We start from the raw sequence: 23,918 nt of genomic DNA on the forward strand, positions 1-23,918 counted from the left end.
GGCGGGCCCGCGACCGGATGGACCGTGAGTACGCCGAGCCGCTGGACGTGGCCGCGCTGGCGCGGACTGCGCTCATGTCGCCGGGACACTTCCAGCGCAGCTTCCGGGCCGCGTTCGGGGAGACCCCGTACGGGTATCTCATGACCCGGCGCATCGAGCGGGCGAAGGCGCTGCTCAGGCGCGGGGACATGAGCGTGACGGAGGTGTGCCTGGCGGTGGGGTGCACGTCGCTGGGGTCGTTCAGCTCGCGGTTCACCGAGCTCGTCGGTGAGACGCCGAGCGTCTATCGGGCGCGGACGCACGAGGACGGCGCGGTGATTCCGGCGTGCGTGGCCCGGGCCTTCACGCGCCCGAGGCGCACGGGGCCGCCGCCGGCGCCGTAGCGTGAGGGGATGGACCTCAAACTCCGCCAGTGCTTCATCGCCGTCGACGACCACGACAAGGCACTCACCTTCTACCGCGACGTGCTGGGCCTGGAAGTCCGCAACGACGTCGGGTTCGAGGGGATGCGGTGGGTGACCGTGGGGTCGCCGCTCCAACCGGACGTGGAGATCGTCCTCGAACCGCCCGCCGCCAACCCCGACGCCTCCCCCTCCGACAGGGAAGCCATGGCCCGACTGCTGGCCAAGGGCATGCTCCGCGGGGTCATCTTCAGCACCGCCGACTGCGACGCCCTCTTCGCCCGCGTCCAGGAGTACGGCGCCGATGTCGTCCAGGAGCCGATGGACCAGCCGTACGGGGTCCGCGACTGCGCGTTCCGCGATCCGGCCGGAAACCTGCTGCGGTTCATGGAGCGGGCCGAGGGTCGGCGCTGAGTCGTGTACACGCACAGGTGGGCGGTCACACCGTGACCGGGCGGGGGTGAGAGGGCCGGGGCGGGCAGGCGCGGGAGTCGTCCTGGCGCGGCGTCGCCGTCCCGCGCGCGTTCTGCCGGACGTACGGCTCTCGCGGCTCGTTCGAGTCCCGCGGCCACAGTGCGAGACCACCACCGGCGGCCACCGCGACTGCCCACATCCTGCGGCGCCGCTCCCTGCCCCGTACCGCTTCACCCGTCCCCGTCCGGGTGGTCAGGGCCTGCCCCGGCCGGTGCGGGGCTCCCGCCACATCGGCCACATCCGGGGGCCGTCCGGGAGGTCGAGGGTGCGGCCGGTGAGGGTGAAGCCCAGGCGTTCGTAGAGCGGGATGCTGCGCTCGCTGCTGGCCTCCAGGTAGGCGGGCAGGCCCTCGCGGTCGCAGTGGTCGAGGGCGTGCTGGACGAGGGCGCTGCCCAGGCCCTCGCCCTGGCGGGCCGGGGTGACGCCGATCATCCACAGGTACTCGTGGGCGCGGTCCGTCGGGTGGAAGTCGGCCATCAGGCGGGCGATCTCCTCCACGCGCGCGTTGGCCGGGTCGACCGCCTCGCGCAGGCGTGCGGCGTCGTCGGCGTCGTCCGGGCCGCCGGGTGCGGCCGCCGGGATCGACAGCCACAGCGCGCACGCCGTGCCGTCCTCCGTCACGTCGATCCGGCCCTCTTCGAGCACGGTGTCGGTGAAGGCGGCCATCAGCCGGTGGTGGGTCGTGCGGCGGTACTCCTCGCCGGGGAAGACCCAGCCGCTCACCGGGTCGTCCTGGAAGGCCTCGTCCAGCAGCCGTACGACTGACGCGCGGTCGCCCTGCCCCGCCGACCGGATGCCTACGCCCATCTTCCGCCCTCTCAGCTCAAGTGGCCCTGGAATTACGGGTGTTGAGCCTAAGGGAAAGGGACGGGCCCCGCACACCGTGGGGCGGTGCGGGACCCGCCGGACCGGAGTCCCGGCCTGCCGTACGGGGTCAGGAGCCGTACGGGCCCGATGGCTCCGGGGTCCTCCCCGGTGGGGCGGGCGTCAGCTGGTGCGCCTGGTCACGAACTCGGCCAGGGCCAGCAGTCCGCCCGCGTGCGCGGGGTCGGGGACGGCGCGGGCCAGTTCGTCCACGGCCCGGGCCATCCGGTCGGCCGCCTGGGCCTGGGCCCAGTCCCGGCCACCGGCCCGCTCCACCGCCAGCGCGGTGCGCTCCAGCTCCTCCTCCCCTTCCCGCCCTTCCCGGTGCGGCCGGGCATACAGCTCGGCGAGTTCGGCGGCGGCCGGGGTTCCGGAGGTCAGCGCGGCGACCACCGGCAGGGACTTCTTGCGGGCCGCGAGGTCGGCACCGGCCGGCTTGCCGGTGCGGGCCGGGTCGCCCCATATGCCGATCACGTCGTCGATCAGCTGGAAGGCGAGCCCCGCCTGCCGGCCGAACGCGTCCAGTGCCCCGGCCTCCTCCTCCCCCGCCCCCGCGTACAGCGCGCCGAGGGCGCAGGAGCAGCCGAGCAGTGCGCCCGTCTTGGCCTCGGCCATGACCAGCACCTCGGTGAGCGCGACCTCGCCGGGAGCGCGATGCTCCAGGGCCGTGTCCGCCCGCTGGCCCTCGCACAGCTCGACCACGCAGGCCGCGAGCCGGGCGGTGGCCGCCTGTGACGCCGGATGCCGGTCCTCGGCGAGCAGCCGCAGGGCCAGCGCCTGCAGGGCGTCCCCGGCGAGGATCGCGCCGGTGTCACCGAACACCGTCCACGCGGTGGGCCGGTGCCGACGGGTGGAGTCCCGGTCCATCACGTCGTCGTGCAGCAACGTGAAGTTGTGCACCAGTTCCACCGCCGCGGCGGCCCGCGCCGCCCCCGCCTCCGCCCCCGGCCCGCCGAGCGCGGCGGCCGCCGTGAGGACGAGTGCCGGGCGGATCGCCTTGCCCCCGTTCCCCGTGGCCGGCGTGCCGTCCGCGTGCTCCCAGCCGAGGTGGTAGCGCGCGATCCGGCGCATCGAGGCGGGCAGGGAGTCGACCGCCGCCCGCAGTTCGGGCTCGACCGATCTGCGGGAGCGCTCGAGGATCAGCGCCGCGTCGTGTCCGTCGGACGCGTCCGCCGGGCCGTCCGTGCGGCTGCCGGCGGCGCGGCGCGGGAGCGGCGGACCGGCGGAGGAGCCCTCCGGCCCTTCCTGCCCTTCCGGCCCCCCCTGCCGTTCCGTCCCCGCGGGCCGGGGCACGGCCGCCGGACGCCGTGCCGTTCGCTCTGTCGTCCGGTGTGTCGTCTCCGTCATGGACTCTGCCATCCGATCAACGTCCGATCCCCCTCGGAAGAGACCGCGGACGGTGGGGCTTCCGCAGCCGGAACCTGGCGCGTACCCCCGGGGTGTACCCGGCCCGGGGGGCCGGGACACCGGGAGGCGGCGCGAGTCGTCAGCGCCAACGGCCGACCTCGATGTCCTCCAGGACGCCCAGCGCGTCCGGCACCAGCACCGCCGCCGAGTAGTAGGTCGTCACCAGGTACTTGATGACCGCCTGCTCGTTGATGCCCATGAACCGCACGGACAGGCTCGGCTCGATCTCGTCGGGGATGCCCTTGGCGCGCAGCCCGATGACGCCCTGGTCGTCCTCGCCGGTGCGCATCGCGATGATCGAGCTGGTCCTGGCCTCGGTGACCGGGATCTTGCTGCACGGGAAGATCGGCACCCCGCGCCAGGTGGGGATGCGGTTGCCGCCCATGTCGATGGTCTCCGGGACCAGCCCCCGCTTGTTCAGCTCGCGGCCGAACGCGGCGATCGCGCGCGGATGGGCGAGGAAGAGTTTGGTGCCGCGGCGCCGGCTGAGCAGTTCGTCCATGTCGTCGGGGCTCGGCACGCCGTCGTGCGGCTGGATCCGCTGGTCGTACTCGCAGTTGTGGAGCAGGCCGAAGTCGCGGTTGTTGATCAGCTCGTGCTCCTGGCGTTCCTTCAACGCCTCGACGGTCAGCCTCAGTTGCTGCTCCGTCTGGTTCATCGGCTGGTTGTAGAGGTCGGCCACGCGTGTGTGCATGCGCAGGACGGTCTGGGCGATGCTCAGTTCGTACTCTCGGGGGCGGGCCTCGTAGTCGACGAAGGTGTGCGGGATGTCCGGCTCACCGCTGTGCCCGGCGGCGAGGTCGACCTCCTTCTCCCCGTATTTGTTGGAGCGCTGCTCGGGGATCGAGCGCCGCCCCTGGAGGTGGGCGCGCAGCGACTCGGCGCGGTCCGCGACCTGTTCGAGGTCGTGGCGGGACAGCACGAGGACGGTGCACGCGGTGTCCGCGCGGGCCGTGTACTCCCAGATGGCGTCCGGGTCGAGGAGCGCCTGGTCGCCGAAGTACGCGCCGTTGGCGAGGACGCCGAGGACCTGGTCGTCGCCGTAGGGGCCGGTGCCGATCTTCTGGACCCTGCCGTGCGCCAGCAGGTACACCTCCTCGGCCTGGTTGCCGAACGAGGCGATCACCTGGCCGGCCCCGATCTCCCGCTGCCGGCAGCGCTGGGCGAGCTCCGAGAGCACGTCCTCGTCCTCGTACCCGCGCAGGGCCGGCAGCTCGCCGAGCTCCGCGGGGATCACCTCGACGCGGTCGCCGGTCTTCACGAAGGTGATGCGGCCGTCACCGACGGCGTAGGTGAGCCGCCGGTTCACCCGGTACGTGCCGCCCTGCACGTCGACCCAGGGCAGCATGCGCAGCAGCCAGCGCGAGCTGATCTCCTGCATCTGGGGAACGGACTTGGTGGTGGTGGCCAGGTTCCGCGCGGCCGCGGTGCCGAGGCTCTGCTGCGGCCGGTCCTGCTCCGTGCGGACCTCTTCGCCTACCGACATAGAGAATTGCCCTCCCGCTCACGCCCGGCACGTTCGGCGCCGCGCATCGATTTGCGGGCACCAGCCTTCCATCACGTAACGTGGCCGTGCCATTACCCGAAAGAGCGGGAATGGATCACCGGCGTCCAGGGCAGGGACGGGCCCCTTCCCGGCACCCCCTCCCGGCGGCGGGCGGATCCGCCGCCCCGGACAATGGCCGGGTGACCAGCTCCGCCGCCCCCGATCCCACCGCCTCCGATCCCGCCGCGCTCTCCCCGAGGCTTCCCTCGCCCCTGCAGGAGGTCGCCGACGGCCGCTTCGCCCGGCACGGTCTGCGGCTGCTCCTCAAGCGCGACGACCTGATCCACCCGGAGCTGACCGGCAACAAGTGGCGCAAGCTCGCCCCGAACCTGAAGGCCGCGGCCGGCCGGACGGTCGTGACCTTCGGCGGCGCCTGGTCCAACCACCTGCGCGCGACCGCCGCCGCGGGCCGCCTGCTCGGCCTGCGCACGGTCGGCGTGGTCCGGGGGCAGGAGCTCGCCGACCGCCCCCTCAACCCCTCCCTGGCCCGGTGCGCGGCCGACGGGATGCGGCTGCACTTCGTCGACCGGACGACGTACCGCCGCAAGTCCGAGCCGGAGACGCTCGCCGCCGTACTGCGCGGCATCGGGGCCGAGGAGCCGTACGTCGTCCCCGAGGGCGGCAGCAACACCCTCGCCGTGCGCGGCTGCCGGACCCTCGGCCAGGAGCTCGGCGGCCACGCCGACGTCGTCGCCCTGGCCTGCGGCACCGGAGGCACCCTGGCCGGACTGGCCGCGGGCCTCCCGCCCGGCCCGCGCGTCCTGGGCATACCGGTCCTCAAGGGCGGCTTCCTGACCGCGGACGTGGAGGCCCTGCAGGAAAGCGCCTTCGGCGCCCGCCGCGGCACCTGGTCGCTCGACGAGCGCTTCCACTTCGGCGGCTACGCCCGCGTCACACCCGAACTCGACGCCTTCGCCGAGGACTTCACCGGACGGCACGGCGTCCCCGTCGAGCGCCTCTACGTCGCCAAGCTGCTGTACGCCCTGGTCGCTCTGGCCGACGAGGGCGCCTTCGCGCGCGGGACGACGATCGCCGCGGTCGTCACGGGCAGCCCCTTCCCGGCACGACCCTGAACCGCGCGCCCGGCCGCGTTCCCGCCCCCTCGCTCACGCCGCCCCCGCTCACGCCGCCTCCCGGTAGGCGGCCGCCTCCTCCAGGTCCAGCCTGCGCAGCAGGGTGCGCAGCATCTCGTCGTCGATGTAGCGCCCGTCCCGCAGCCGCACGAAGACCTCGCGCTCGGTGCCGATCATCTCCCGGGACAGCCGGCGGTAGGTGTCGTCCACCGACTCGCCGGTGACCGGGTTGGCCTGGCCGAGGCGCTCCCACACGGAGTCGCGGCGGCGCTCCAGGACCGTGCGGAGCCGGTCGGCGAGCGGCTGGGGCAGGGCGTTGCGCTCGTCCTGGAGGAGTTCCTCCAGGCGCTGCTCGGCGGCCCGGGAGGCCTGCGCCTGGGCGTTCGCCTCGGCCAGGGTCTCCGCCTGCGCGCTCCGGCCGGGGAACCTCAGCAGGCGGATCAGCGGCGGCAGCGTCAGTCCCTGCACCACCAGCGTTCCGATGACCGTCGTGAAGGTCAGGAAGAGCAGCAGGCTGTGCCGGGGGAACGGCTCGCCGTCGTGCAGCGTGGCCGGGATCGAGAAGGCGATGGCCAGGGACACCACGCCCCGCATCCCGGCCCAGGCGGTGACCATCGCTCCCCTCCAGGTGGGGTTCTCCTCCCGCGCGCGGACGCGCCGGGACAGCAGGCGGGGCAGGAACGCCGCCGGGTACACCCACACGAACCGGGTGGCGACGACCACCAGGAAGACGGCGACCGCGTACCAGGCGGCCTCGGCGCCCGTGTGCCTCCCGAGGCCCCTCAGGACGATCGGCAGTTGCAGTCCGATGAGGGCGAACACCGAGGACTCCAGGACGAAGGCGACCATCTTCCACACCGCCTCCTCCTGGAGCCGGGTGGCGAAGTCGACCTCCCACGCGCGGTGGCCGAGGTAGAGGGCGACCGTGACCACGGCGAGGACCCCGGAGGCGTGCAGCTGCTCGGCGACGCCGTAGGCGACGAACGGGATGAGCAGGGAGAGCGTGTTCTGCAGCAGCGGTTCCCTCAGGTGGGTGCGCAGCCAGTGCAGCGGCGCCATCAGCACCAGTCCGACGCCGACGCCGCCGACCGCCGCGACCAGGAACTCCTCGACGCCCCCGGCCCAGGTCGCGCCCTCGCCGACCGCGGCGGCCACCGCCACCTTGTAGGCGGTGATCGCGGTGGCGTCGTTGAGCAGGGACTCCCCCTGCAGGATCGTGGTGATCCGCGAGGGCAGCCCGACCCGGCGGGCCACCGCCGTCGCCGCGACCGCGTCCGGCGGCGCCACGACCGCGCCCAGCACCAGCGCGGCCGTCAGCGGCAGCCCCGGCACGATCAGGTACGCGGCCCAGCCGACCACGAAGGTCGCGAACAGCACGTACCCGACCGAGAGCAGCGCCACGGGCCGCAGCTGCGCGCGCAGGTCGAGGTAGGAGCTGTCGATGGCCGACGTGTGCAGCAGCGGGGGCAGCAGCAGCGGCAGGACCACTCCGGGATCGAGGGTGTAGGCGGGCACTCCGGGGACGTAGGAGACCGCCAGTCCGGCCGCGACCAGCAGCAGGGGTGCCGGTACGGGGGTGCGCCGGGCGGCCCCGGCCACCGCGGTGCTGCCCGCGACCAGCAACAGCAGCGGCATCACGTCCATCGTCCTCACCCGCCCGTCGTTCTCGCCCCCCGCTTTTCCGCGCGGTCACCCGCGCGCCCGTCGTAACCTGGCAATCATGAAACAGTGCACGCACGCCGGCACGCTGCCGCGTCCGGAGCCCGCGCCCGCGAGCGAGACCTGTCCGGAGTGCCTGGCGGACGGCACGGACCCGGTGCAGCTGCGGCTGTGCCTGACCTGTGGGCACGTCGCGTGCTGCGACTCCTCGCCGGGACAGCACGCGACCATGCACCACAAGGAGACCGGGCATCCGGTGATGCGGACCTTCGAGCCCGGCGAGGACTGGCGTTGGTGCTTCGTGGACCACGTGCTCGTATGACCGTGCCCGTGCGACCCTGCTCGTGCGACCGGAGGCCGGACGGTCCGACGGTTCGACCGTCCGGCGTCCGGGTACGACAATCCGGCCCGCGCTGTTCCCATTTGGGCCCGCAGACCCCCTAGCCACGGAGCGTATCCGTAGCTTTACTATGAGTGACAGCAAGGGGTTGGGGTCCCGGGACAGGAACGCCGAGAGCGCGGTAGCGTCACCGCTGAACCATGTATCGCGTTACCCCGGGGGGCGACCCCCGGCCCTGAGAGAGCTTGTACCACCTTGGAGGTGAGGGTGTCCCAGATCGCAGGCGAGCCCGTGGCGAACCAGGACTTCGTGGAGGTCCGGCTGCCGGCTGCGGGTGCCTACCTGTCGGTGCTGCGGACGGCCACGGCCGGTCTCGCGGCCCGCTTGGACTTCACCCTCGACGAGATCGAGGACCTGCGCATCGCGGTGGACGAGGCCTGCGCGATCCTGCTCCAGCAGGCCGTGCCCGGCTCGGTGCTCAGTTGTGTCTTCCGGCTGGTCGACGACTCGCTCGAGGTGACCGTCTCGGCCCCGACCACGGACGGTCACGCGCCCTCGCGGGACACGTTCGCCTGGACCGTCCTGTCCGCGCTCGCGGGCAAGGTCTCCTCCGCCGTGGACGAGGACAGGACCGTGTCGATCAGCCTCTACAAACAGCGCGGCGCGGGACCCGGGCCGGCGTGAGGAACGGGGACGGGCCGGTGCGGGACGAAGAGCGCGGCACACGGGAGCTGCCGGCCGAGGGCGGGATCCCCGCCCGCGCGGACGGGGCCACGAACCCGGGCGGGACCACCCCGGGCGGCCCCGCCGTGCCCCGGCGCGCGGCGGGCGGCGTCGACGGCATCCCGGAGCAGGCCAGGCCGCACCCGGAGGACGAGCCGTCGGCGGCCGGCCTCCCGGGCGACGGGCGGGCGCACGGCGACGCCGTGCGGGGCACGCCCGCGCCGGCGCGGAGCGGTGCCGGCCATGGCGGTCCTCCCCCTCACGGGGATTCCCCCCGTTCACGCGAAGGCGTGAACACGGGGAAGGAGGCGGGGGCTCGGGGAAGGGCAACGGGCGGGACGATGAGCGAGCACGAGCGAAACTCCGAGGACGACGGGCGGGGCGTGCACGGCGCGCAGCACGGTCCTCAGGACCGCAGTGGCGCACGCGCGATGTTCGTCGAGTTGCGCACGCTGAAGGAGGGCAGCCCGCAGTACGCGGAGTTGCGCAACCAGCTGGTCCGCATGCACCTGCCGCTCGTCGAGCACCTCGCGCGCCGCTTCCGCAACCGCGGTGAGCCGCTGGACGACCTGACCCAGGTCGCCACCATCGGTCTGATCAAGTCGGTCGACCGGTTCGACCCGGACCGCGGCGTGGAGTTCTCGACGTACGCGACCCCGACGGTCGTCGGCGAGATCAAGCGGCACTTCCGGGACAAGGGCTGGGCGGTGCGCGTGCCGCGCCGTCTGCAGGAGCTGCGCCTGTCGCTCACCACGGCGACGGCCGAGCTGTCCCAGCTGCACGGCCGCTCCCCCACCGTGCACGAGCTGGCCGAGAGGCTGGCCATCTCCGAGGAGGAGGTCCTGGAGGGCCTGGAGTCGGCCAACGCCTACTCCACGCTGTCCCTGGACGTGCCCGACACCGACGACGAGTCCCCGGCGGTCGCCGACACCCTCGGCGCGGAGGACGAGGCGCTGGAGGGCGTGGAGTACCGCGAGTCGCTCAAGCCGCTGCTGGAGGACCTTCCGCCGCGCGAGAAGCGGATCCTGCTGCTGCGCTTCTTCGGCAACATGACCCAGTCGCAGATCGCGCAGGAGGTCGGCATCTCGCAGATGCACGTCTCCCGGCTGCTGGCCCGCACGCTGGCCCAGCTGCGGGAGAAGCTGCTGGTGGAGGAGTAAGAAGCAGGAGAAGGGCCGTAGCGAAAGGGGCGTACCGCTCCCGCCGTACGACCGCTGCCGAACAGGCCCTACCGCTGCTGGGTTTCCCGGGTGCGGCCCGGGCCCTTGATGCCGAGGGCCCGGGTCGTCGCCGGGTGCACGAGCAGCACCAGCGAGGTCACGGCCACGACGGCGAGCGCGATGCCGGCCGGGATGGCCGCGCTGTCGGCCTGGAGGAGGTTGTAGGCCACGGGCAGCGCCAGGATCTGCGTGATGACCGCCGGCCCCCGGCTCCAGCTGCGGCGCAGCAGCAGCCCCCGGGCGGCGAGCAGCGGCAGCAGCGCGAGCACGAGCACCGTGATGCCGCCGGTGATGCCGGTCTGCCGGTCGACTCCGTCGCCGGTGATGCCGAAGACGAGCATCCAGACCCCGCCCACGAGCAGAGCGAGCCCTTCCAGCGCGGACAGCGCCGCCGCGTACGTCAGCCGCCGCGGGCGCGGGCCGGCGGCACCCGTGGCGTCCGTGGTCTCCTGGGCGGGGTTCTGCTCACTGCTCACCTCAGCAGGGTAGCTCTCGCGGCGCGGATCACCGTGTGCAGGCTCACGTCCGGATCCTTACCCGGTTCCTACCGCGGTGTGGGCCGGGTACCGCCCGGTAGGTACGCTGCACCCCATGCGTGCACTCCTCGTGGTCAATCCGGCGGCAACCACCACAAGCGCACGTACGCGCGATGTGCTGATCCACGCGCTCGCCAGTGAGATGAAGCTGGACGCGGTGACCACCGAGTACCGCGGCCACGCCCGCGACCTGGGCCGGCAGGCCGCGGACAGCGACGACATCGACCTGGTCGTGGCCCTCGGCGGGGACGGCACGGTCAACGAGGTCGTCAACGGGCTGCTGCACCGCGGCCCGGACCCCGAGCGGCTGCCCCGCCTGGCGGTGGTCCCCGGCGGCTCCACCAACGTCTTCGCGCGCGCCCTGGGCCTGCCCAACGACGCCGTGGAGGCCACCGGCGCGATCCTGGACGCCCTGCGCACCGGCAGCGAGCGCACGGTCGGCCTGGGCCTCACCTCGGGGACGCCGGGCACCGACGACGCGGCCGTCCCGGAGCGCTGGTTCACCTTCAACGCCGGGCTCGGCTTCGACGCGGGCGTGGTCGGGCGGGTGGAACAGCAGCGCGAGCGCGGCAAGAGGTCCACGCACGCCCTGTACGTACGGCAGGTGGTCCGCCAGTTCCTCGGCGAGCCGAGCCGGCGGCACGGGACGATCACCCTGGACCGGCCCGGAAAGGATCCGCTCGCCGAGCTGGTGGTGGCCATAGTGTCGAACACCTCGCCGTGGACCTATCTGGGCAATCGCCCGATGTACACGTCGCCTAAGGCCTCGTTCGATACCGGGCTCGACGTGCTCGGCCTCAGCCGTCTGTCCACCGCCGCGGTTGCCCGGTATGGGACCCAGTTGCTCACTTCGTCCCCCGAGCGTGGCCCTCACGGCAGGCATGCGGTCTCACTGCACGACTTGAGCAGCTTCACCTTGCATTCGAAGGTGCCGCTCCCCCTTCAGATGGACGGTGACCACCTCGGGCTGCGTAAGAGCGTGACGTTCACAGGCGTACGCCGTGCACTGCGTGTGATTGTGTGAGTGGAAGGGGCCAAAGTCCTTTCACTCGAACGTTTAGGCCAGGATCCACCCCATGGAAGTACGGCTGTGACCTAGTCGACACCGAGGAATCAAAAAAAACTTTCCGGAAGGGGTTGTATCCGCCGCCGAGGTTTGCGAGTCTCTACGTGGCGATCGGGACGGCCCACCACACGGGCCCCAGAGATCACCAAGAACCCCTCTTCAAACCACAGGACCACACCAGGGAACCTGGCAGTCGGCCCTTCACTTGTCGAGGGATTCGTGAAAGCGTTCACATTCACAAGCAACCCGCACGAGTACCGAGAGAGGTAGCAGCCATGGACTGGCGTCACAACGCCGTTTGCCGCGAGGAAGACCCCGAGCTGTTCTTCCCCATCGGCAACACCGGTCCTGCGCTGCTGCAGATCGAGGAAGCCAAGGCCGTCTGCCGTCGCTGCCCGGTTATGGAGCAGTGCCTGCAGTGGGCGCTCGAGTCCGGTCAGGACTCCGGCGTCTGGGGTGGTCTCAGCGAGGACGAGCGTCGCGCGATGAAGCGCCGCGCCGCCCGCAACCGGGCCCGTCAGGCCTCCGCCTGACCACGGCCACCCCGCTGACAGCCTGAGCTTGGCGGCGCGTGTGCCTTACGGCATTACTTCGTAGACAGCGAGTACGCATCCCCCGCCCCCGAGCCGCAGCGCGCAGTACCCCCGATGCGCAAACGAGCCGCAACGAGCGACTAGCCCCGGACCGTTCCCGGTCCGGGGCTCTTTGCTGTGCGCGCTGCCGGTGCGCCGGGGCGGCTACTTGTGCGCCCGCACCGGAATGTCGAGGATCACGCGCGTGCCGCGCTCCGGCGCCGGCACCATGTCGAAGGTGCCGCCCAACTCGCCCTCGACCAGGGTGCGTACGATCTGCAGGCCGAGGTTGCCGGAGCTGTGCGCGTCGAAGTCCTCGGGCAGGCCCACGCCGTCGTCCTGGACGGTGACGAGCAGACGGGCCTCGCGCGAGGTGCCGCCGCGGACCGCGGAGACCTCCACGGTGCCCGTGTCGCCCTCGTGGAAGCCGTGTTCCAGGGCGTTCTGCAGCACCTCGGTCAGCACCATCGACAACGGGGTCGCCACCTCGGCGTCCAGGATGCCGAAGAGCCCGGTGCGCCGGCCGGTCACCTTGCCCGGGGAGATCTCGGCGACCATCGCCAGCACCCGGTCGGCGATCTCGTCGAACTCCACCCGCTCGTCCAGGTTCTGAGACAGCGTCTCATGGACGATCGCGATCGACCCGACCCGGCGGACCGCCTCCTCCAGGGCCTCCCGGCCGCGCTCGGACTCGATGCGCCGGGCCTGCAGCCGGAGCAGGGCCGCCACCGTCTGCAGGTTGTTCTTGACCCGGTGGTGGATCTCCCGGATCGTCGCGTCCTTGGTAATCAACTCCCGTTCGCGGCGGCGCAGTTCGGTGATGTCCCGCAGCAGCACCAGCGAACCGATGCGCGTGCCCTTGGGTTTGAGCGGGATCGCCCGGAACTGGATCACCGCGCTGTTGCCCTCGATCTCGAACTCCCGGGGCGCCCAGCCGCTGGCCTGCTTCGCCAGTGCCTCGTCCACCGGGGCCAGGGAGGGGGCGAGTTCGGCGGTGGTCTCGCCCAGGTGGTGGCCGACGAGGTCGGCGGCGAGGCCGAGACGGTGGTAGGCCGACAGCGCGTTGGGCGAGGCGTACTGGACGACGCCGTCCGCGTCCAGCCGGATCAGTCCGTCGCCGACCCGCGGCGCGACGTCCATGTCGACCTGCTGGTCCGGGAACGGGAACGCACCGGCCGCGATCATCTGCGCCAGGTCCGAGGCGCTCTGCAGGTACGTCAGCTCGAGACGGCTCGGAGTGCGCACGGTCAGCAGGTTGGTGTTGCGCGCGATGACGCCGAGGACGCGGCTCTCCCGCCGTACGGGGATGGACTCGACGCGGACCGGGACCTCCTCGCGCCACTCCGGGTCGCCCTCGCGCACGATCCGCCCCTCGTCGAGCGCGGCGTCCAGCATCGGGCGGCGGCCGCGCGGGACGAGGTGGCCGACCATGTCGTCCTGGTAGGAGGTCGGGCCGGTGTTCGGCCGCATCTGGGCGACGGAGACGTAGCGGGTGCCGTCGCGGGTGGGGATCCACAGGACCAGGTCGGCGAAGGAGAGGTCGGAGAGCAGCTGCCACTCCGAGACCAGCAGGTGCAGCCACTCGAGATCGGAGTCGTCGAGGGCGGTGTGCTGGCGTACGAGTTCGTTCATGGAGGGCACGTGTGCGAGCGTACCCGGGCGTTTGTACGGTTCTGAAATGGTACGGGCGCGTACGGCGGGGCGGCGAACGGTGGCGCCCGCCCCCGAAAAGGACCCGGAGGTCCCAGGACCCGGAGACACCCGCGGGCCGCGGCGCCTGGGAGGGACCCTCAACCCTCCCGGCACCGCAGCCCGGAGCAGTATCGGCCGTGGGGTGTGCGGTCCCAGTCGGCCGAAGGATGAGGAGCCGGGGCAGTCAGGGCAGAGAGCTCCGGATCCTCGGTCCGCCTTCCTGTGCGGGGAAGGCGGAGGCGCGTGCGTCGGACGCTTCGAGCATTCTGGACTAGACCACTCGGCCTGTCCATGTGCCGGACGGCGGTTGTTGTGGTTTCTTCATCGATCGATCGGTCGGCCGGGTCGGGTCCGGGCGACTGGCCGGAACTTCCCGGCGTGCACCACGCAGCCTAGCCCGCCCGGCCCGGCAACGGGACCAGTTGGCCGGGGCATTTTCCACGGGCACCCCGAGCACCTCGGATTTCCCGCGGCTCGCGCCGTCGCACGCCGGTGGCGCACCTTACCCTCATGGACACGGACGTGCGCGTCTCTGTTAGATTGGACTTGGACCGGATTGGTCTAAACCACCTGATTGTCGACCCTCGTCAGGGTCCCGTCCCCTCTTCTCAGATCGGCAGGCCCAGCGTGGAAGTTGTCATCGTTCCGGATGCCAGAGCAGGCGGCGAGCTCGTCGCGGAGGCCATGGCGCAGCTGCTCAGGCGCAAGCCCGACGCCGTGCTCGGCATGGCCACGGGTTCGACGCCGCTGCCCGTGTACGAGGCGCTGGCGGACAAGGTGCGCTCCGGCGCCGTGGACGCCTCCCGGGCGCGGATCGCCCAGCTCGACGAGTACGTGGGGCTGCCCGCCGGGCACCCGGAGTCGTACCGCGAGGTCCTGCGGCGCCAGGTGGTGGAGCCCCTCGGTCTCGGGATGGACTCCTTCCTGGGGCCCGACGGCGCCGCGGAGGACGTGCAGGCGGAGGCCGACGCCTACGAGAAGGCGCTCGCCGAGGCCGGCGGCGTGGACCTCCAGCTGGTCGGCATCGGCACGGACGGGCACATCGCGTTCAACGAGCCGTGCTCCTCGCTGTCCTCGCGCACCCGGATCAAGGTCCTGACCGAGCAGACCCGCGTCGACAACGCGCGCTTCTTCGACGGTGACATCGCGCAGGTGCCGCACCAGGTCCTCACGCAGGGTGTCGGCACGATCCTCGACGCGCGGCACGTGGTGCTGATGGCCACGGGCGAGAGCAAGGCGGAGGCGCTCGCGGCGACCGTCGAGGGACCGGTCGCCGCCATCTGCCCGGCCTCGGCCCTGCAGCTCCACCGGCACGCCACGATCGTCGCCGACGAGGCCGCCGCCTCCAAGCTGAAGCTCGCGGACTACTTCCGCTACGCCTACGCCAACAAGCCGTCCTGGCAGAGCATCTAGCCCCCGCACACGCACGCGAAGGTGTCGGCCGCCCCGGACGGGGCGGCCGACACCTTCGGCGTTGGGGCGCCCGGCGTCCTGGTCGTCCGGGCTACGCCCCCGCGATGACCTCCGCCGCCGCCCGGCCGCAGACGCGGGCCGCGCCGTGGGTGGCGATGTGGAGGGAGGCCCGGGGGGAGGCCTGCGGGACACCCATCTCCACGACGATCGTGTCGGGGCGGGCGGCGAGGAGGGTGTCGAGGGCGGAGGCCATCCACGGGTGGCGGTGCTCGTCGCGGACGACCGCGACCACGCGCCGCTCCCCGGCCGCCTCCAGGGCCGCGCGGCCCGCGCCCTCGCCGGCGAAGCCGCCCGTCTCCGTGCCCGGCAGGAGACGGGCGAGCTCGGCGGCCACGCCCCAGGGGGTCTCGTCGCCGACCGCGATGTTGGCGACCGGGGTGAGGGCGGCGACGTAGGGCGGCTCGGTGAGCGGGGTGAAACTCTCTCCGCCGGTGATCCGCAGCGCGCGCCGGGCCGCCCGCAGGCCGACCTCCTCGTCGGCGGTGACGGGAGCCCCCGGGGCCGCGGACGCCGTCGAGCGGGCGAGCGCCCGCACGCGTGCGGCCGCGTCCGCCAGCCGTTCCTCGGGCAGTTCACCGGCGCGGACGGCGGTGACGAGGGCGTCCCGGAGCCGCCGTACCGTCTCGTCGTCCGCCAGGCCGCCGCCCACGCAGATCGCGTCGGCGCCGGCCGCGACGGCGAGGACGCTGCCCCGCTCGATGCCGTAGGTGCCGGCGATGGCCCGCATCTCCATGCCGTCGGTGACGATCAGGCCTTCGTAGCCCAGTTCGCCGCGCAGGAGATCGGTCAGGATCCGGCGGGACAGGGTCGCCGGGCGGTCCGGGTCCAGCGCGGGGACCAGGATGTGCGCGCTCATCACGGCGCTGGTGCCCGCGTCGATCGCCGCGCGGAACGGCACGAGGTCGCGTTCCCGGAGCACCGCGGGGTCCACGTCGATGCGCGGCAGCGCGAGGTGGGAGTCGACCGCGGTGTCCCCGTGCCCGGGGAAGTGCTTGGTGCAGGCGGCGACGCCCGCGGACTGCAGGCCGGTGACGTAGGCGGCGGTGTGCCGGGCGACCAGCCCGGGGTCGGCGCCGAAGGAGCGGACCCCGATGACCGGGTTGCCGGGGTTGGAGTTGACGTCGGCGGACGGCGCCCAGTTGAGGTTGACGCCGCACTCCGCGAGCCGCCGTCCGAGCTCCAGGGCCACGCTCCGGGTCAGCTCCACGTCGTCCACCGCGCCGAGCGCGTGGTTGCCGGGGAAGCTGGAGCCGGTGCGCACCTCCAGGCGGGTGACGTCGCCGCCCTCCTCGTCGACGGCGACCAGGACGTCGTCCCGTTCCTGGCGCAACCGCGCGGTCAGTGCGGCCAGTTGCCCGGGCGAGGCGATGTTGCGGCCGAACAGGCCGACCGAGGCCAGGCCCTCGCCGAGGCGGCGCAGCAGCCAGTCGGGGGCCGTGGTGCCGGTGAAGCCGGGCTGGAGGACGGTCAGCGCGTCGCGGGTGAGCGTGTCGGTTCCGCTGGCGATTGTCGTCATCGGGTGGCGTTATCCCTTCACGGCGCCGGCGGTCAGACCCGCGGCCATCTTGCGCTGGACGAGCAGGAACAGGACGACGATCGGTACGGCCATCATCGTGGCGCCGGCCATCATCGGGGCGTATTCGGTGCCGTGCTTGGTGGTGAAGTTGGCGAGCCAGACGGTCGCGGTCTGACGCTCCTGGCTGAGCAGCATCAGGGCGTACAGGTACTCGTTCCAGGCCTGGATGAAACCGTAGACCGAGGTGGCGACCAGGCCGGGGGCCAGCAGGGGGAAGACGACCCGGACGAACGCCCCGGTGCGGGAGCAGCCGTCGACCATGGCGGCCTCCTCCAGCTCCCGGGGGATGTTGACGATGAAACCGCGCAGCATCCACACGGTGAAGGGGAGGATGAAGGTCAGGTAGGTGATGATCAGACCGGTGAGCTTGTCGTACTGCTTCAGGTCGTTCAGCAGCAGGAAGACCGGGATGATCATGGCCACCAGCGGCACCATCTGGACCGCCAGGATGCCCACGATCACGACCTTGCGGCCGCGGAAGGCGAAGCGGGAGATGGCGAGCGCGGCCAGCATGCCGACGACCATGCCGATCGCCACCACCGACAGCGACACGACCAGGCTGCGGCCGGCTGAACCCCAGAAGTCGGCGATGTCCAGCGCCCGGCGGAAGTTCGACAGGGTGAGCCCCGTGGGCAGCAGGCTCGGATCGGGGTCGATGGCGTCCTTGGCCGGCTTGAACGCCGTGTTGAGCATCCAGTAGAGAGGGAAGCCGGCGGTGACGAAGACGAGCAGGCCGAGCGTGTTCCAGCCGAGCCTCGCCCTCCGGCGGCGGGGAGCTGCGAGGGTACTCGTCCCGCTCATTCGACTTCTCCGATCTTCAGCATCTGGCGCATGTAGACGGCGACCACGCCGAGCAGCAGCCCCACGGTGACCAGGGCGATCGCCGAGCCCTGCGCGTAGTCGTTGACCACGAAGGCGCGGTCGTAGGAGTAGGTGTTGAGGACCTGGAACTCCGCCTCGGGGTGGCCGCCCCGCATCACGAACACCTGCGGGAAGACGCCCATGTCCCAGATCACCGACAGGGTTGTGAGCATCACGATGATCGGCTTGAGGACCGGCAGGGTGACATGGCGGAAGACGCCCCAGGCGCCCGCGCCGTCCAGCCGCGCGGCCTCCTCCAGCTCCTTGGGCACCTGGGTCAGGCCCGCGCCGAGCGTGATGGCCACGAAGGGCACGGCGCCCCACACCACAAGGAGCATGATCACGGCCAGTCCCTCGGGCCCGCTCGCGAACCAGTTGTGGCCGACCATCTCGACCCCGGGCAACCGGCTGAGCAGCGCGTTGAAGACGCCGTAGTCGGAGTCGAAGAGCCACTTGAAGACGGTGGTGGCCACGATGACGGGCATGCCCCAGCTGGCCACCAGCACGATGTTGATCAGGACCTTGAGCCAGGCCGAGACCCGCTGCAGCAGCAGTGCGATCGCCATGCCGACGACCATGGTGAAGGCCACGCAGCCGACGGCGAAGACGATCGTGCGCAGAACGACCGCCCAGAACTCGCCGTCGCCCAGCACACCGGCGAAGTTGGCGAACCCGACCCACTCGGCCGGCTGGAAGCCCCACAGCTGCGACTGACCGAACTTCTGGAAGGACAGGGTGACCAGGCGCGCCAGCGGATACGCCATGACCAGGGTCAGCACCAGCAGGCAGGGCGCGAGCAGCAGCCAGGGGGTCGCGGCCCTGCCGGAGGTGCGCTGTCCGCGCGGCCGGCCGGGGACGGCTGGTGGCGGTGCCGGCCGCGGTGGCGGCACCTTGGCAGGGGTGGTCGTGTCTGCGGCACTCATCGCGCGCTCCTCAGCGGTCCCTCAGGTCGTACGAAGGCGAAGCCCTGCACGACCGTGCGCGGACGGGCCGGCGCACGGTCGTACGAGAAGCAGGGCCCCGCGGCGGTGGCAGGGCCCTGCGCTCCGGTCACTTGGTGTTGATCACCTTGTCGATCGCGGCGTCCGCCTCCTTGGCCGCCGCCTCGACCGACTTCTTGCCGGTGCCGATGTTCTGCAGCATGGTCTGCAGCACCTGGGCCTTCTCGACCTGGCCCCAGCCGGGGGCCATCGGGACGAACCAGTTGGACTCGGCCGCGGTGGCCGGGACGGCCGTCGCGGGGTCGTTCTTCAGCGTCGCGAGATCGGTCTTGTTGTTGGGCAGGTTGCCCTTGCCCATCAGCCCCTTCTGGCCCGAGGGGCCGGTGAAGGCGTCGATCCACTCGGCGGCGAGCGCCTGTGCCTCGGACTTCACCGGGATGGCGAGGTCGGAGCCGCCGAGGAAGACCGGCATGTTCTTGCCGGACGGTCCGGGCATCACGAAGTTCTCGTTGTTGTCCTTGAGCTTGCCGGTCTTGTCGTTCTCCGGGGCGGCCGAGGCCGCGCCCTCCCAGGCGGCGCCGAAGATCATGCCGGACTTGCCCTGGCCGTAGACGATGTGACGGTCCGACTCGTCCTTGGTCTTGTCGCCGTGCATGTACTTGCCGACGACGTTCTTGAACTCGTCGAGCCCCTTGAGGGACTCGGGCGAGGAGAGATCGGCCTTCCACCGGCCGCCCTCCTCCTTGGCGATGGAGCCGCCGGCGTCGTAGACGAAGGACATGGCCGCGTACCAGTCGCGCGTGGGCTGGTACCAGGCGCTGAACTTGTCCCCCTGCTTCTTCTGGACCTTGTCCAGGCCGGCCGTGAGTTCCTGGTAGGTCTTCGGCGCGGACTTCACGCCGGCCGCGGCGAACACGTCCTTGCGCCAGTTGGCGACCCGGCCGCCCGCGTAGTACGGGACGCCGTAGGTCTTGCCGTCGTAGGTCACCGAGGCCTTCAGGCCGTCCAGCCAGGCGTCGGAGCCGCTGAACTTCGCCGGGTCGACGGGGGCGAAGGCGCCCTTGACCATGTAGCCGAGCATCTCGGTGTTGCCCATCTCGACCACGTCGGGGGCCTTGTCCGTGGCGAGAACGGCGTCCAGCTTGGTGTTCTTGTCCGGCCAGCCGTAGTACTCGTGCTTGATCTTCAGGCCCGGGTGCTTCTTCGTCACCGCGTCGTCGGCGGCCTTGACCAGTTCCGGCCAGTTGTTCTGCGCGTCCACGGTGAGCCAGACGGTCAGCTCCTTGGCGTCGGCGCCGCCCTTGCCGGAGCCTCCGTCCTCGTTGTCACTCCCGCACGCCGCGATGGAGACCATCATGCCCGCGATACCGATCGCGGCAACCAGCTTGCGCTTCACGCCACCCTCCTCAGGGATGCCACAAACCCCCCTGCCTCCCCGCGGCTGAGCGACATACGAGCGTCGGCGCATCACCGCCCGTGGGGCCGGGACTGGACCAATGGTGTAGACCAGTAGGGGGGAGCTTGGCTCAGACCAATAGGGCTGTCAAGGGCGTGCAAGCAGGCCCAAGAAGGCCGTTACGGGACCGCGATATGCAGGGACCTTTCATTGCTCACCCGGCCAAACGGACGCGCTCGCCCCCGGACCACCGGCGGCCGCTTCCCGTCCGCGGCGCGTCCGCCGGCCTGGACCACCGGGCCCGCACCGGGGGATGGACTAGACCAACCGCGGTCACGACGGTATACAGAGGAGATCACGGAGCGTGCGGGGCACCGCCGCGCACCGAGCCGTGCCACGATGTGAGCCGTGGCCGATGGATGTCGGTCGCTTCGGCACAGGAGCCGGGAAGGCAGAGCATGAGCACCGACGTCAGCAGTGCGGAGAACGAGGGTGGGACGAGTGTCCGTACCGCGCGCGTGCCCAAGTACTACCGCCTGAAGAAGCACCTGCTCGACATGACCGAGACCCAGGCGCCGGGTACGCCGGTGCCGCCCGAGCGGACACTGGCGGCCGAGTTCGACACCTCGCGCACGACCGTGCGGCAGGCCCTGCAGGAACTCGTCGTCGAGGGCCGGCTGGAGCGCATCCAGGGCAAGGGCACCTTCGTCGCCAAGCCGAAGGTCTCCCAGGCGCTGCAACTCACCTCCTACACCGAGGACATGCGCGCCCAGGGCCTGGAACCGACCTCGCAGCTCCTCGACATCGGCTACATCACCGCCGACGACCGGCTCGCGGACCTGCTCGACATCACCGCCGGCGGACGCGTGCTGCGCATCGAGCGGCTGCGCATGGCCAACGGCGAGCCCATGGCCATCGAGACCACGCACCTGTCGGCCAAGCGCTTCCCGGCGCTGCGCCGCAGCCTGGTGAAGTACACCTCCCTCTACACCGCCCTCGCCGAGGTCTACGACGTCCGTCTCGCCGAGGCCGAGGAGACCATCGAGACCTCGCTGGCCACTCCGCGCGAGGCGGGCCTGCTCGGCACCGACGTGGGACTGCCGATGCTGCTGCTCTCCCGGCACTCGGTGGACCGGGAGGGCAGGCCGGTGGAGTGGGTGCGGTCGGTGTACCGCGGGGACCGCTACAAATTCGTGGCCCGCCTCAAGCGCCCGCAGGAGTAAGGATCTTGTGACGGGGTGAACATCTTGTGGCACGCGTGCTCAACGGTGAGCAGCGAGGGGACGGAGTCGCCACATGCCGAATGCCCCGGACACCCCCGGAGCGGCGGTGACACCCGCACGGGTGGTCGTCGCCCTCTGCCTCGTCGCACCCTTGGTGGCGCTGATGTGGGTGGGTTCCTACGCCAGGACGGACCCCGTCCTCGTCGGCGTCCCGTTCTTCTACTGGTACCAACTGCTGTGGGTGGTCCTCTCCACGGCCCTGACCATGGTCGCCCACCGGCTGTGGCAGCGTGACCGGCGCACCCGGACCGCGGCGGCCGCCCCGCCCGCCGTGAGCGATCCGCCCGCCCCGCCCGCCCCGCCCGCCGCGACCGCCGGACCCGAGCACGGGGGTGCGGACCGGTGAAGGACGGCGTCAACGGCGTCGCGCTCGGCGTCTGCGTCTTCTTCTTCGTGCTCGTCACCGTCATGGGCTTCCTGGCCGCGCGCTGGCGCCGCGCCGAGAACCAGCACAGCCTGGACGAATGGGGCCTGGGCGGCCGGTCGTTCGGCACCTGGGTCACCTGGTTCCTGCTCGGCGGCGACCTCTACACCGCGTACACCTTCGTGGCCGTGCCCGCGGCGGTCTACGCGACGGGCGCGGCCGGCTTCTTCGCGGTGCCGTACACGATCCTGGTCTACCCGCTGATCTTCACGTTCCTGCCGCGCCTGTGGTCGGTGTCCCACCGGCACGGGTACGTGACCACCTCGGACTTCGTCCGCGGCCGGTTCGGCTCCAAGAGCCTGTCCCTGGCGGTGGCGCTCACCGGCATCCTCGCGACCATGCCGTACATCGCGCTCCAACTCGTCGGCATCCAGGCGGTGCTGGACGTGATGGGCGTCGGCGGCGGCGAGAGCACCCACTGGTTCGTGAAGGACCTGCCGCTGCTGATCGCCTTCGGCGTGCTGGCGGCGTACACCTACTCGTCGGGGCTGCGCGCGCCCGCGCTGATCGCGTTCGTGAAGGACTCGCTCATCTACATCGTGGTCGCGGTGGCGATCATCTACATCCCGATCAAGCTGGGCGGGTTCCAGGACGTGTTCGCCAAGGCGGGCGAGAAGTTCACCCGGGCGGGGGCGGGCGGGGTGGTGCCGGCGCCGGCCGGCCAGTGGACGTACGCCACGCTGGCCCTGGGCTCCGCGCTCGCGCTGTTCATGTACCCGCACTCGATCACCGCGACGCTGTCCTCGCGCAGCCGTGAGGTGATCCGCCGCAACACCACGATCCTGCCGCTGTACTCGCTGATGCTGGGCATGCTCGCCCTGCTGGGCTTCATGGCCGTCGCGGCCGGGGTGAAGGTGGACAACGGTCAGCTCGCCATTCCGCAGCTGTTCGAGAACATGTTCCCGGACTGGTTCGCGGGCGTGGCGTTCGCGGCGATCGGCATCGGTGCGCTGGTGCCGGCGGCGATCATGTCGATCGCGGCCGCGAACCTGTTCACCCGCAACGTCTACAAGGACTTCATCCGGCCGGAGGCGACGGCGAGGGAGGAGACCCAGGTCTCCAAGGTCGTGTCCCTGCTGGTGAAGGTGGGCGCGCTGGCCTTCGTCCTGACCATGGACCGGACAGTGGCCATCAACTTCCAGCTGCTCGGGGGCATCTGGATCCTGCAGACCTTCCCGGCCCTGGTCGGCGGCCTGTTCACCCGCTGGTTCCACCGCTGGGCACTGCTGGCGGGCTGGGCGGCCGGCATGGTCTACGGCACGGTCGCGGCCTACGGGGTCGCCTCGCCGACGCAGAAGCACTTCGGCGGTTCGGCGAAGGAGATCCCGGGCATCGGCGAGATCGGCTACATCGGCCTGACGGCGTTCGTGGTCAACGTGGCGTTCGTGGTGGTCCTGACGGTCGTCCTGAAGGCGGTCAAGGCACCCGAGGGCGTCGACGAGACCAGGCCGGAGGACTACACGGCGGACGCGGGCGACCCGGGGGTGGAGGTGGAACTCCCGCCGGCCACGGCAGCGGCCTCGCGCTGAGACGCGGGTACGGCAGCGGGCCGCCGGAGGAGAACCGGCGGCCCGCTGTCGTACCCGTGCGGCACACTCACCCCCATGGACATCGCGATCCGGCCGGTCGAGCCCGGCGAGTACGACACGCTCGGGGAGATCACCGCCCAGGCCTATCTCCAGGACGGGCTCCTCGACTTCGGGGAGAGCGACGCGTACCTCGGCGAGCTGCGCGACGTGGCCAAGCGGGCGGCCGCCGCCGAGGTGCTGGTGGCCGTGGCGGACGGGAAGGTGCTCGGCGGCGTGACCTTCGTGCCCGCCGGGGGTCCCATGGCCGACATCTCCGGTCCGGGCGAGGCCGAGATACGGATGCTCGCGGTCGCGCGCGCGGCACGCGGCCGGGGCGCCGGCGAGGCGCTCGTACGGGCCTGCCTGGACCGGGCACGGGCCGCGGACGGCTGTGTGCGCGTGGTGCTGTCGACCCAGAGCTCCATGCGCGCGGCCCACCGGATCTACGAACGCCTGGGCTTCGTCCGCGCGCCCGAGCGGGACTGGAAGCCGCTGCCGCACGTCGACGACATCTCCCTGCTCGCCTACGAACTGACGCTGAGCTGACGCCGAGTTGCCGGTCTGACACCGACTCGGCACAACATCTGGGGGTGTCTCCCCTGCCCGGCACAACATGTATGCTCATGCTCGCTGTCGCCGCAGGGGAATCCGGTGCGAATCCGGAACTGTCCCGCAACGGTGTACTCGTACACGTATGCCCGCATGGCCGTGTACGTGCGTCAGTCCGAGGACCTGCCGACAGTGCGCCCGGCCGTCCGGTCCGGGTGCCCTGACGTCCGGGCCTCGTGGAATGGGCCGGTGGACGCGACGCCCCGTGCGCTCG

At 71.7% G+C, this 23,918-nt stretch carries 22 protein-coding genes, 1 pseudogene and 1 riboswitch; of the genes and pseudogenes, 13 read left to right on the forward strand and 10 right to left on the reverse strand.

The annotated features are described in order from the left end of the window. Both RH94_RS05655 and RH94_RS05660 read left to right on the forward strand, forming a co-directional pair. A partial coding sequence (locus RH94_RS05655; RefSeq protein WP_234425553.1) for a helix-turn-helix transcriptional regulator occupies nt 1–383 on the forward strand: 383 nt, incomplete at its 5' end. A gap of 9 nt (nt 384–392) precedes the next feature. Next, nucleotides 393–815 carry a VOC family protein gene (locus tag RH94_RS05660; protein ID WP_073946546.1) on the forward strand — a complete coding sequence of 141 codons (423 nt, stop codon included), beginning with the start codon at nt 393–395 and terminating at the stop codon, nt 813–815. 252 nt (nt 816–1,067) lie between these two features. On the opposite strand, the gene RH94_RS05665 is transcribed toward RH94_RS05660, so the two are convergent. From RH94_RS05665 to RH94_RS05675, 3 genes are all read right to left on the reverse strand, one after another. Continuing rightward, nucleotides 1,068–1,682, reverse strand: a complete 615-nt coding sequence (locus RH94_RS05665; RefSeq protein WP_073946547.1) for a GNAT family N-acetyltransferase — start codon at nt 1,680–1,682, stop codon at nt 1,068–1,070. Nucleotides 1,683–1,862: 180 nt separating this feature from the next. Continuing rightward, a complete protein-coding gene (locus RH94_RS05670) occupies nt 1,863–3,098 on the reverse strand; it encodes a family 2 encapsulin nanocompartment cargo protein polyprenyl transferase (protein WP_407697260.1) in 1,236 nt (411 codons plus the stop codon). A gap of 127 nt (nt 3,099–3,225) precedes the next feature. Further along, on the reverse strand, nt 3,226–4,632 hold the full coding sequence (locus RH94_RS05675; RefSeq protein WP_073946549.1) for a family 2B encapsulin nanocompartment shell protein: 1,407 nt from the start codon (nt 4,630–4,632) through the stop codon (nt 3,226–3,228). A 200-nt stretch (nt 4,633–4,832) separates the two neighbouring features. Here RH94_RS05675 and RH94_RS05680 point away from each other — a divergent pair, with 200 nt between their 5' ends. Then, nucleotides 4,833–5,765 carry a 1-aminocyclopropane-1-carboxylate deaminase/D-cysteine desulfhydrase gene (locus RH94_RS05680; RefSeq protein ID WP_073946550.1) on the forward strand — a complete coding sequence of 311 codons (933 nt, stop codon included), beginning with the start codon at nt 4,833–4,835 and terminating at the stop codon, nt 5,763–5,765. Nucleotides 5,766–5,813: 48 nt separating this feature from the next. Here RH94_RS05680 and RH94_RS05685 read toward each other — a convergent pair whose 3' ends face one another. Beyond that, nucleotides 5,814–7,409, reverse strand: a complete 1,596-nt coding sequence (locus tag RH94_RS05685; RefSeq protein WP_073946551.1) for a Na+/H+ antiporter — start codon at nt 7,407–7,409, stop codon at nt 5,814–5,816. Nucleotides 7,410–7,485: 76 nt separating this feature from the next. Here RH94_RS05685 and RH94_RS05690 point away from each other — a divergent pair, with 76 nt between their 5' ends. The 3 genes from RH94_RS05690 to RH94_RS05700 all read left to right on the forward strand — a co-directional run bounded on the left by RH94_RS05690 (nt 7,486) and on the right by RH94_RS05700 (nt 9,647). After that, nucleotides 7,486–7,746, forward strand: coding sequence for a UBP-type zinc finger domain-containing protein (locus tag RH94_RS05690; protein ID WP_073946552.1), 261 nt, complete (start codon nt 7,486–7,488; stop codon nt 7,744–7,746). Between the two features lie 285 nt (nt 7,747–8,031). Then, entirely contained in the window at nt 8,032–8,448 is a 417-nt protein-coding gene (locus tag RH94_RS05695) for an ATP-binding protein (protein WP_067236910.1), read from the forward strand. Between the two features lie 17 nt (nt 8,449–8,465). Further along, nucleotides 8,466–9,647 carry an RNA polymerase sigma factor SigF gene (locus RH94_RS05700; RefSeq protein WP_073946553.1) on the forward strand — a complete coding sequence of 394 codons (1,182 nt, stop codon included), beginning with the start codon at nt 8,466–8,468 and terminating at the stop codon, nt 9,645–9,647. A 68-nt stretch (nt 9,648–9,715) separates the two neighbouring features. Here the strand turns inward: RH94_RS05700 and RH94_RS05705 are convergent, their stop codons facing one another. Further along, nucleotides 9,716–10,183: a hypothetical protein gene (locus tag RH94_RS05705; protein WP_073946554.1), complete on the reverse strand. Its 468-nt coding sequence runs from the start codon at nt 10,181–10,183 to the stop codon at nt 9,716–9,718. 115 nt (nt 10,184–10,298) lie between these two features. Here RH94_RS05705 and RH94_RS05710 point away from each other — a divergent pair, with 115 nt between their 5' ends. Together RH94_RS05710 and RH94_RS05715 are read left to right on the forward strand one after the other, a co-directional pair. Next, a complete protein-coding gene (locus RH94_RS05710) occupies nt 10,299–11,267 on the forward strand; it encodes a diacylglycerol/lipid kinase family protein (protein WP_073946555.1) in 969 nt (322 codons plus the stop codon). Nucleotides 11,268–11,584: 317 nt separating this feature from the next. Then, the gene (locus tag RH94_RS05715) at nt 11,585–11,842 is read left to right on the forward strand and encodes a WhiB family transcriptional regulator (RefSeq protein WP_016639615.1); all 258 of its coding nucleotides are present in this window, start codon (nt 11,585–11,587) and stop codon (nt 11,840–11,842) included. A 204-nt stretch (nt 11,843–12,046) separates the two neighbouring features. Here the strand turns inward: RH94_RS05715 and RH94_RS05720 are convergent, their stop codons facing one another. Then, nucleotides 12,047–13,513 (reverse strand): sensor histidine kinase, encoded by a 1,467-nt coding sequence (locus tag RH94_RS05720; RefSeq protein ID WP_073946556.1) that lies wholly within the window; start codon nt 13,511–13,513, stop codon nt 12,047–12,049. Nucleotides 13,514–14,200: 687 nt separating this feature from the next. Between RH94_RS05720 and nagB the strand changes: the two genes are divergently transcribed. Beyond that, nucleotides 14,201–14,986, forward strand: a complete 786-nt coding sequence (gene nagB, locus RH94_RS05725) for a glucosamine-6-phosphate deaminase (RefSeq protein ID WP_073946557.1) — start codon at nt 14,201–14,203, stop codon at nt 14,984–14,986. A 91-nt stretch (nt 14,987–15,077) separates the two neighbouring features. Here the strand turns inward: nagB and RH94_RS05730 are convergent, their stop codons facing one another. The 4 genes from RH94_RS05730 to RH94_RS05745 all read right to left on the reverse strand — a co-directional run bounded on the left by RH94_RS05730 (nt 15,078) and on the right by RH94_RS05745 (nt 19,820). Next, a complete protein-coding gene (locus RH94_RS05730) occupies nt 15,078–16,562 on the reverse strand; it encodes a glycoside hydrolase family 3 protein (RefSeq protein WP_073946558.1) in 1,485 nt (494 codons plus the stop codon). A gap of 9 nt (nt 16,563–16,571) precedes the next feature. After that, nucleotides 16,572–17,423 (reverse strand): carbohydrate ABC transporter permease, encoded by an 852-nt coding sequence (locus RH94_RS05735; protein WP_073946559.1) that lies wholly within the window; start codon nt 17,421–17,423, stop codon nt 16,572–16,574. Continuing rightward, complete coding sequence (locus RH94_RS05740) at nt 17,420–18,406, reverse strand: carbohydrate ABC transporter permease (RefSeq protein ID WP_073946560.1); 987 nt, start codon at nt 18,404–18,406, stop codon at nt 17,420–17,422. The genes RH94_RS05735 and RH94_RS05740 overlap by 4 nt, the downstream gene beginning before the upstream one ends. Nucleotides 18,407–18,533: 127 nt before the next feature. Beyond that, nucleotides 18,534–19,820 carry an extracellular solute-binding protein gene (locus RH94_RS05745; protein WP_073946561.1) on the reverse strand — a complete coding sequence of 429 codons (1,287 nt, stop codon included), beginning with the start codon at nt 19,818–19,820 and terminating at the stop codon, nt 18,534–18,536. Nucleotides 19,821–20,278: 458 nt separating this feature from the next. Between RH94_RS05745 and RH94_RS05750 the strand changes: the two genes are divergently transcribed. From RH94_RS05750 to RH94_RS05765, 4 genes and pseudogenes are all read left to right on the forward strand, one after another. Further along, nucleotides 20,279–21,043, forward strand: a complete 765-nt coding sequence (locus RH94_RS05750) for a GntR family transcriptional regulator (RefSeq protein WP_073946562.1) — start codon at nt 20,279–20,281, stop codon at nt 21,041–21,043. Nucleotides 21,044–21,116: 73 nt separating this feature from the next. After that, a pseudogene (locus tag RH94_RS05755) lies at nt 21,117–21,359 on the forward strand (DUF3311 domain-containing protein); the annotation flags it as partial. 86 nt (nt 21,360–21,445) lie between these two features. Next, nucleotides 21,446–23,056, forward strand: a complete 1,611-nt coding sequence (gene mctP, locus RH94_RS05760; RefSeq protein WP_073946563.1) for a monocarboxylate uptake permease MctP — start codon at nt 21,446–21,448, stop codon at nt 23,054–23,056. 75 nt (nt 23,057–23,131) lie between these two features. Next, entirely contained in the window at nt 23,132–23,641 is a 510-nt protein-coding gene (locus tag RH94_RS05765) for a GNAT family N-acetyltransferase (protein WP_073946564.1), read from the forward strand. A gap of 71 nt (nt 23,642–23,712) precedes the next feature. Then, nucleotides 23,713–23,849: riboswitch (cobalamin riboswitch) on the forward strand. Nucleotides 23,850–23,918 lie beyond the last annotated feature (69 nt).

Origin of the sequence: Streptomyces kebangsaanensis, assembly GCF_001906585.1 — a bacterium.
Lineage (GTDB): Bacteria > Actinomycetota > Actinomycetes > Streptomycetales > Streptomycetaceae > Streptomyces > Streptomyces kebangsaanensis.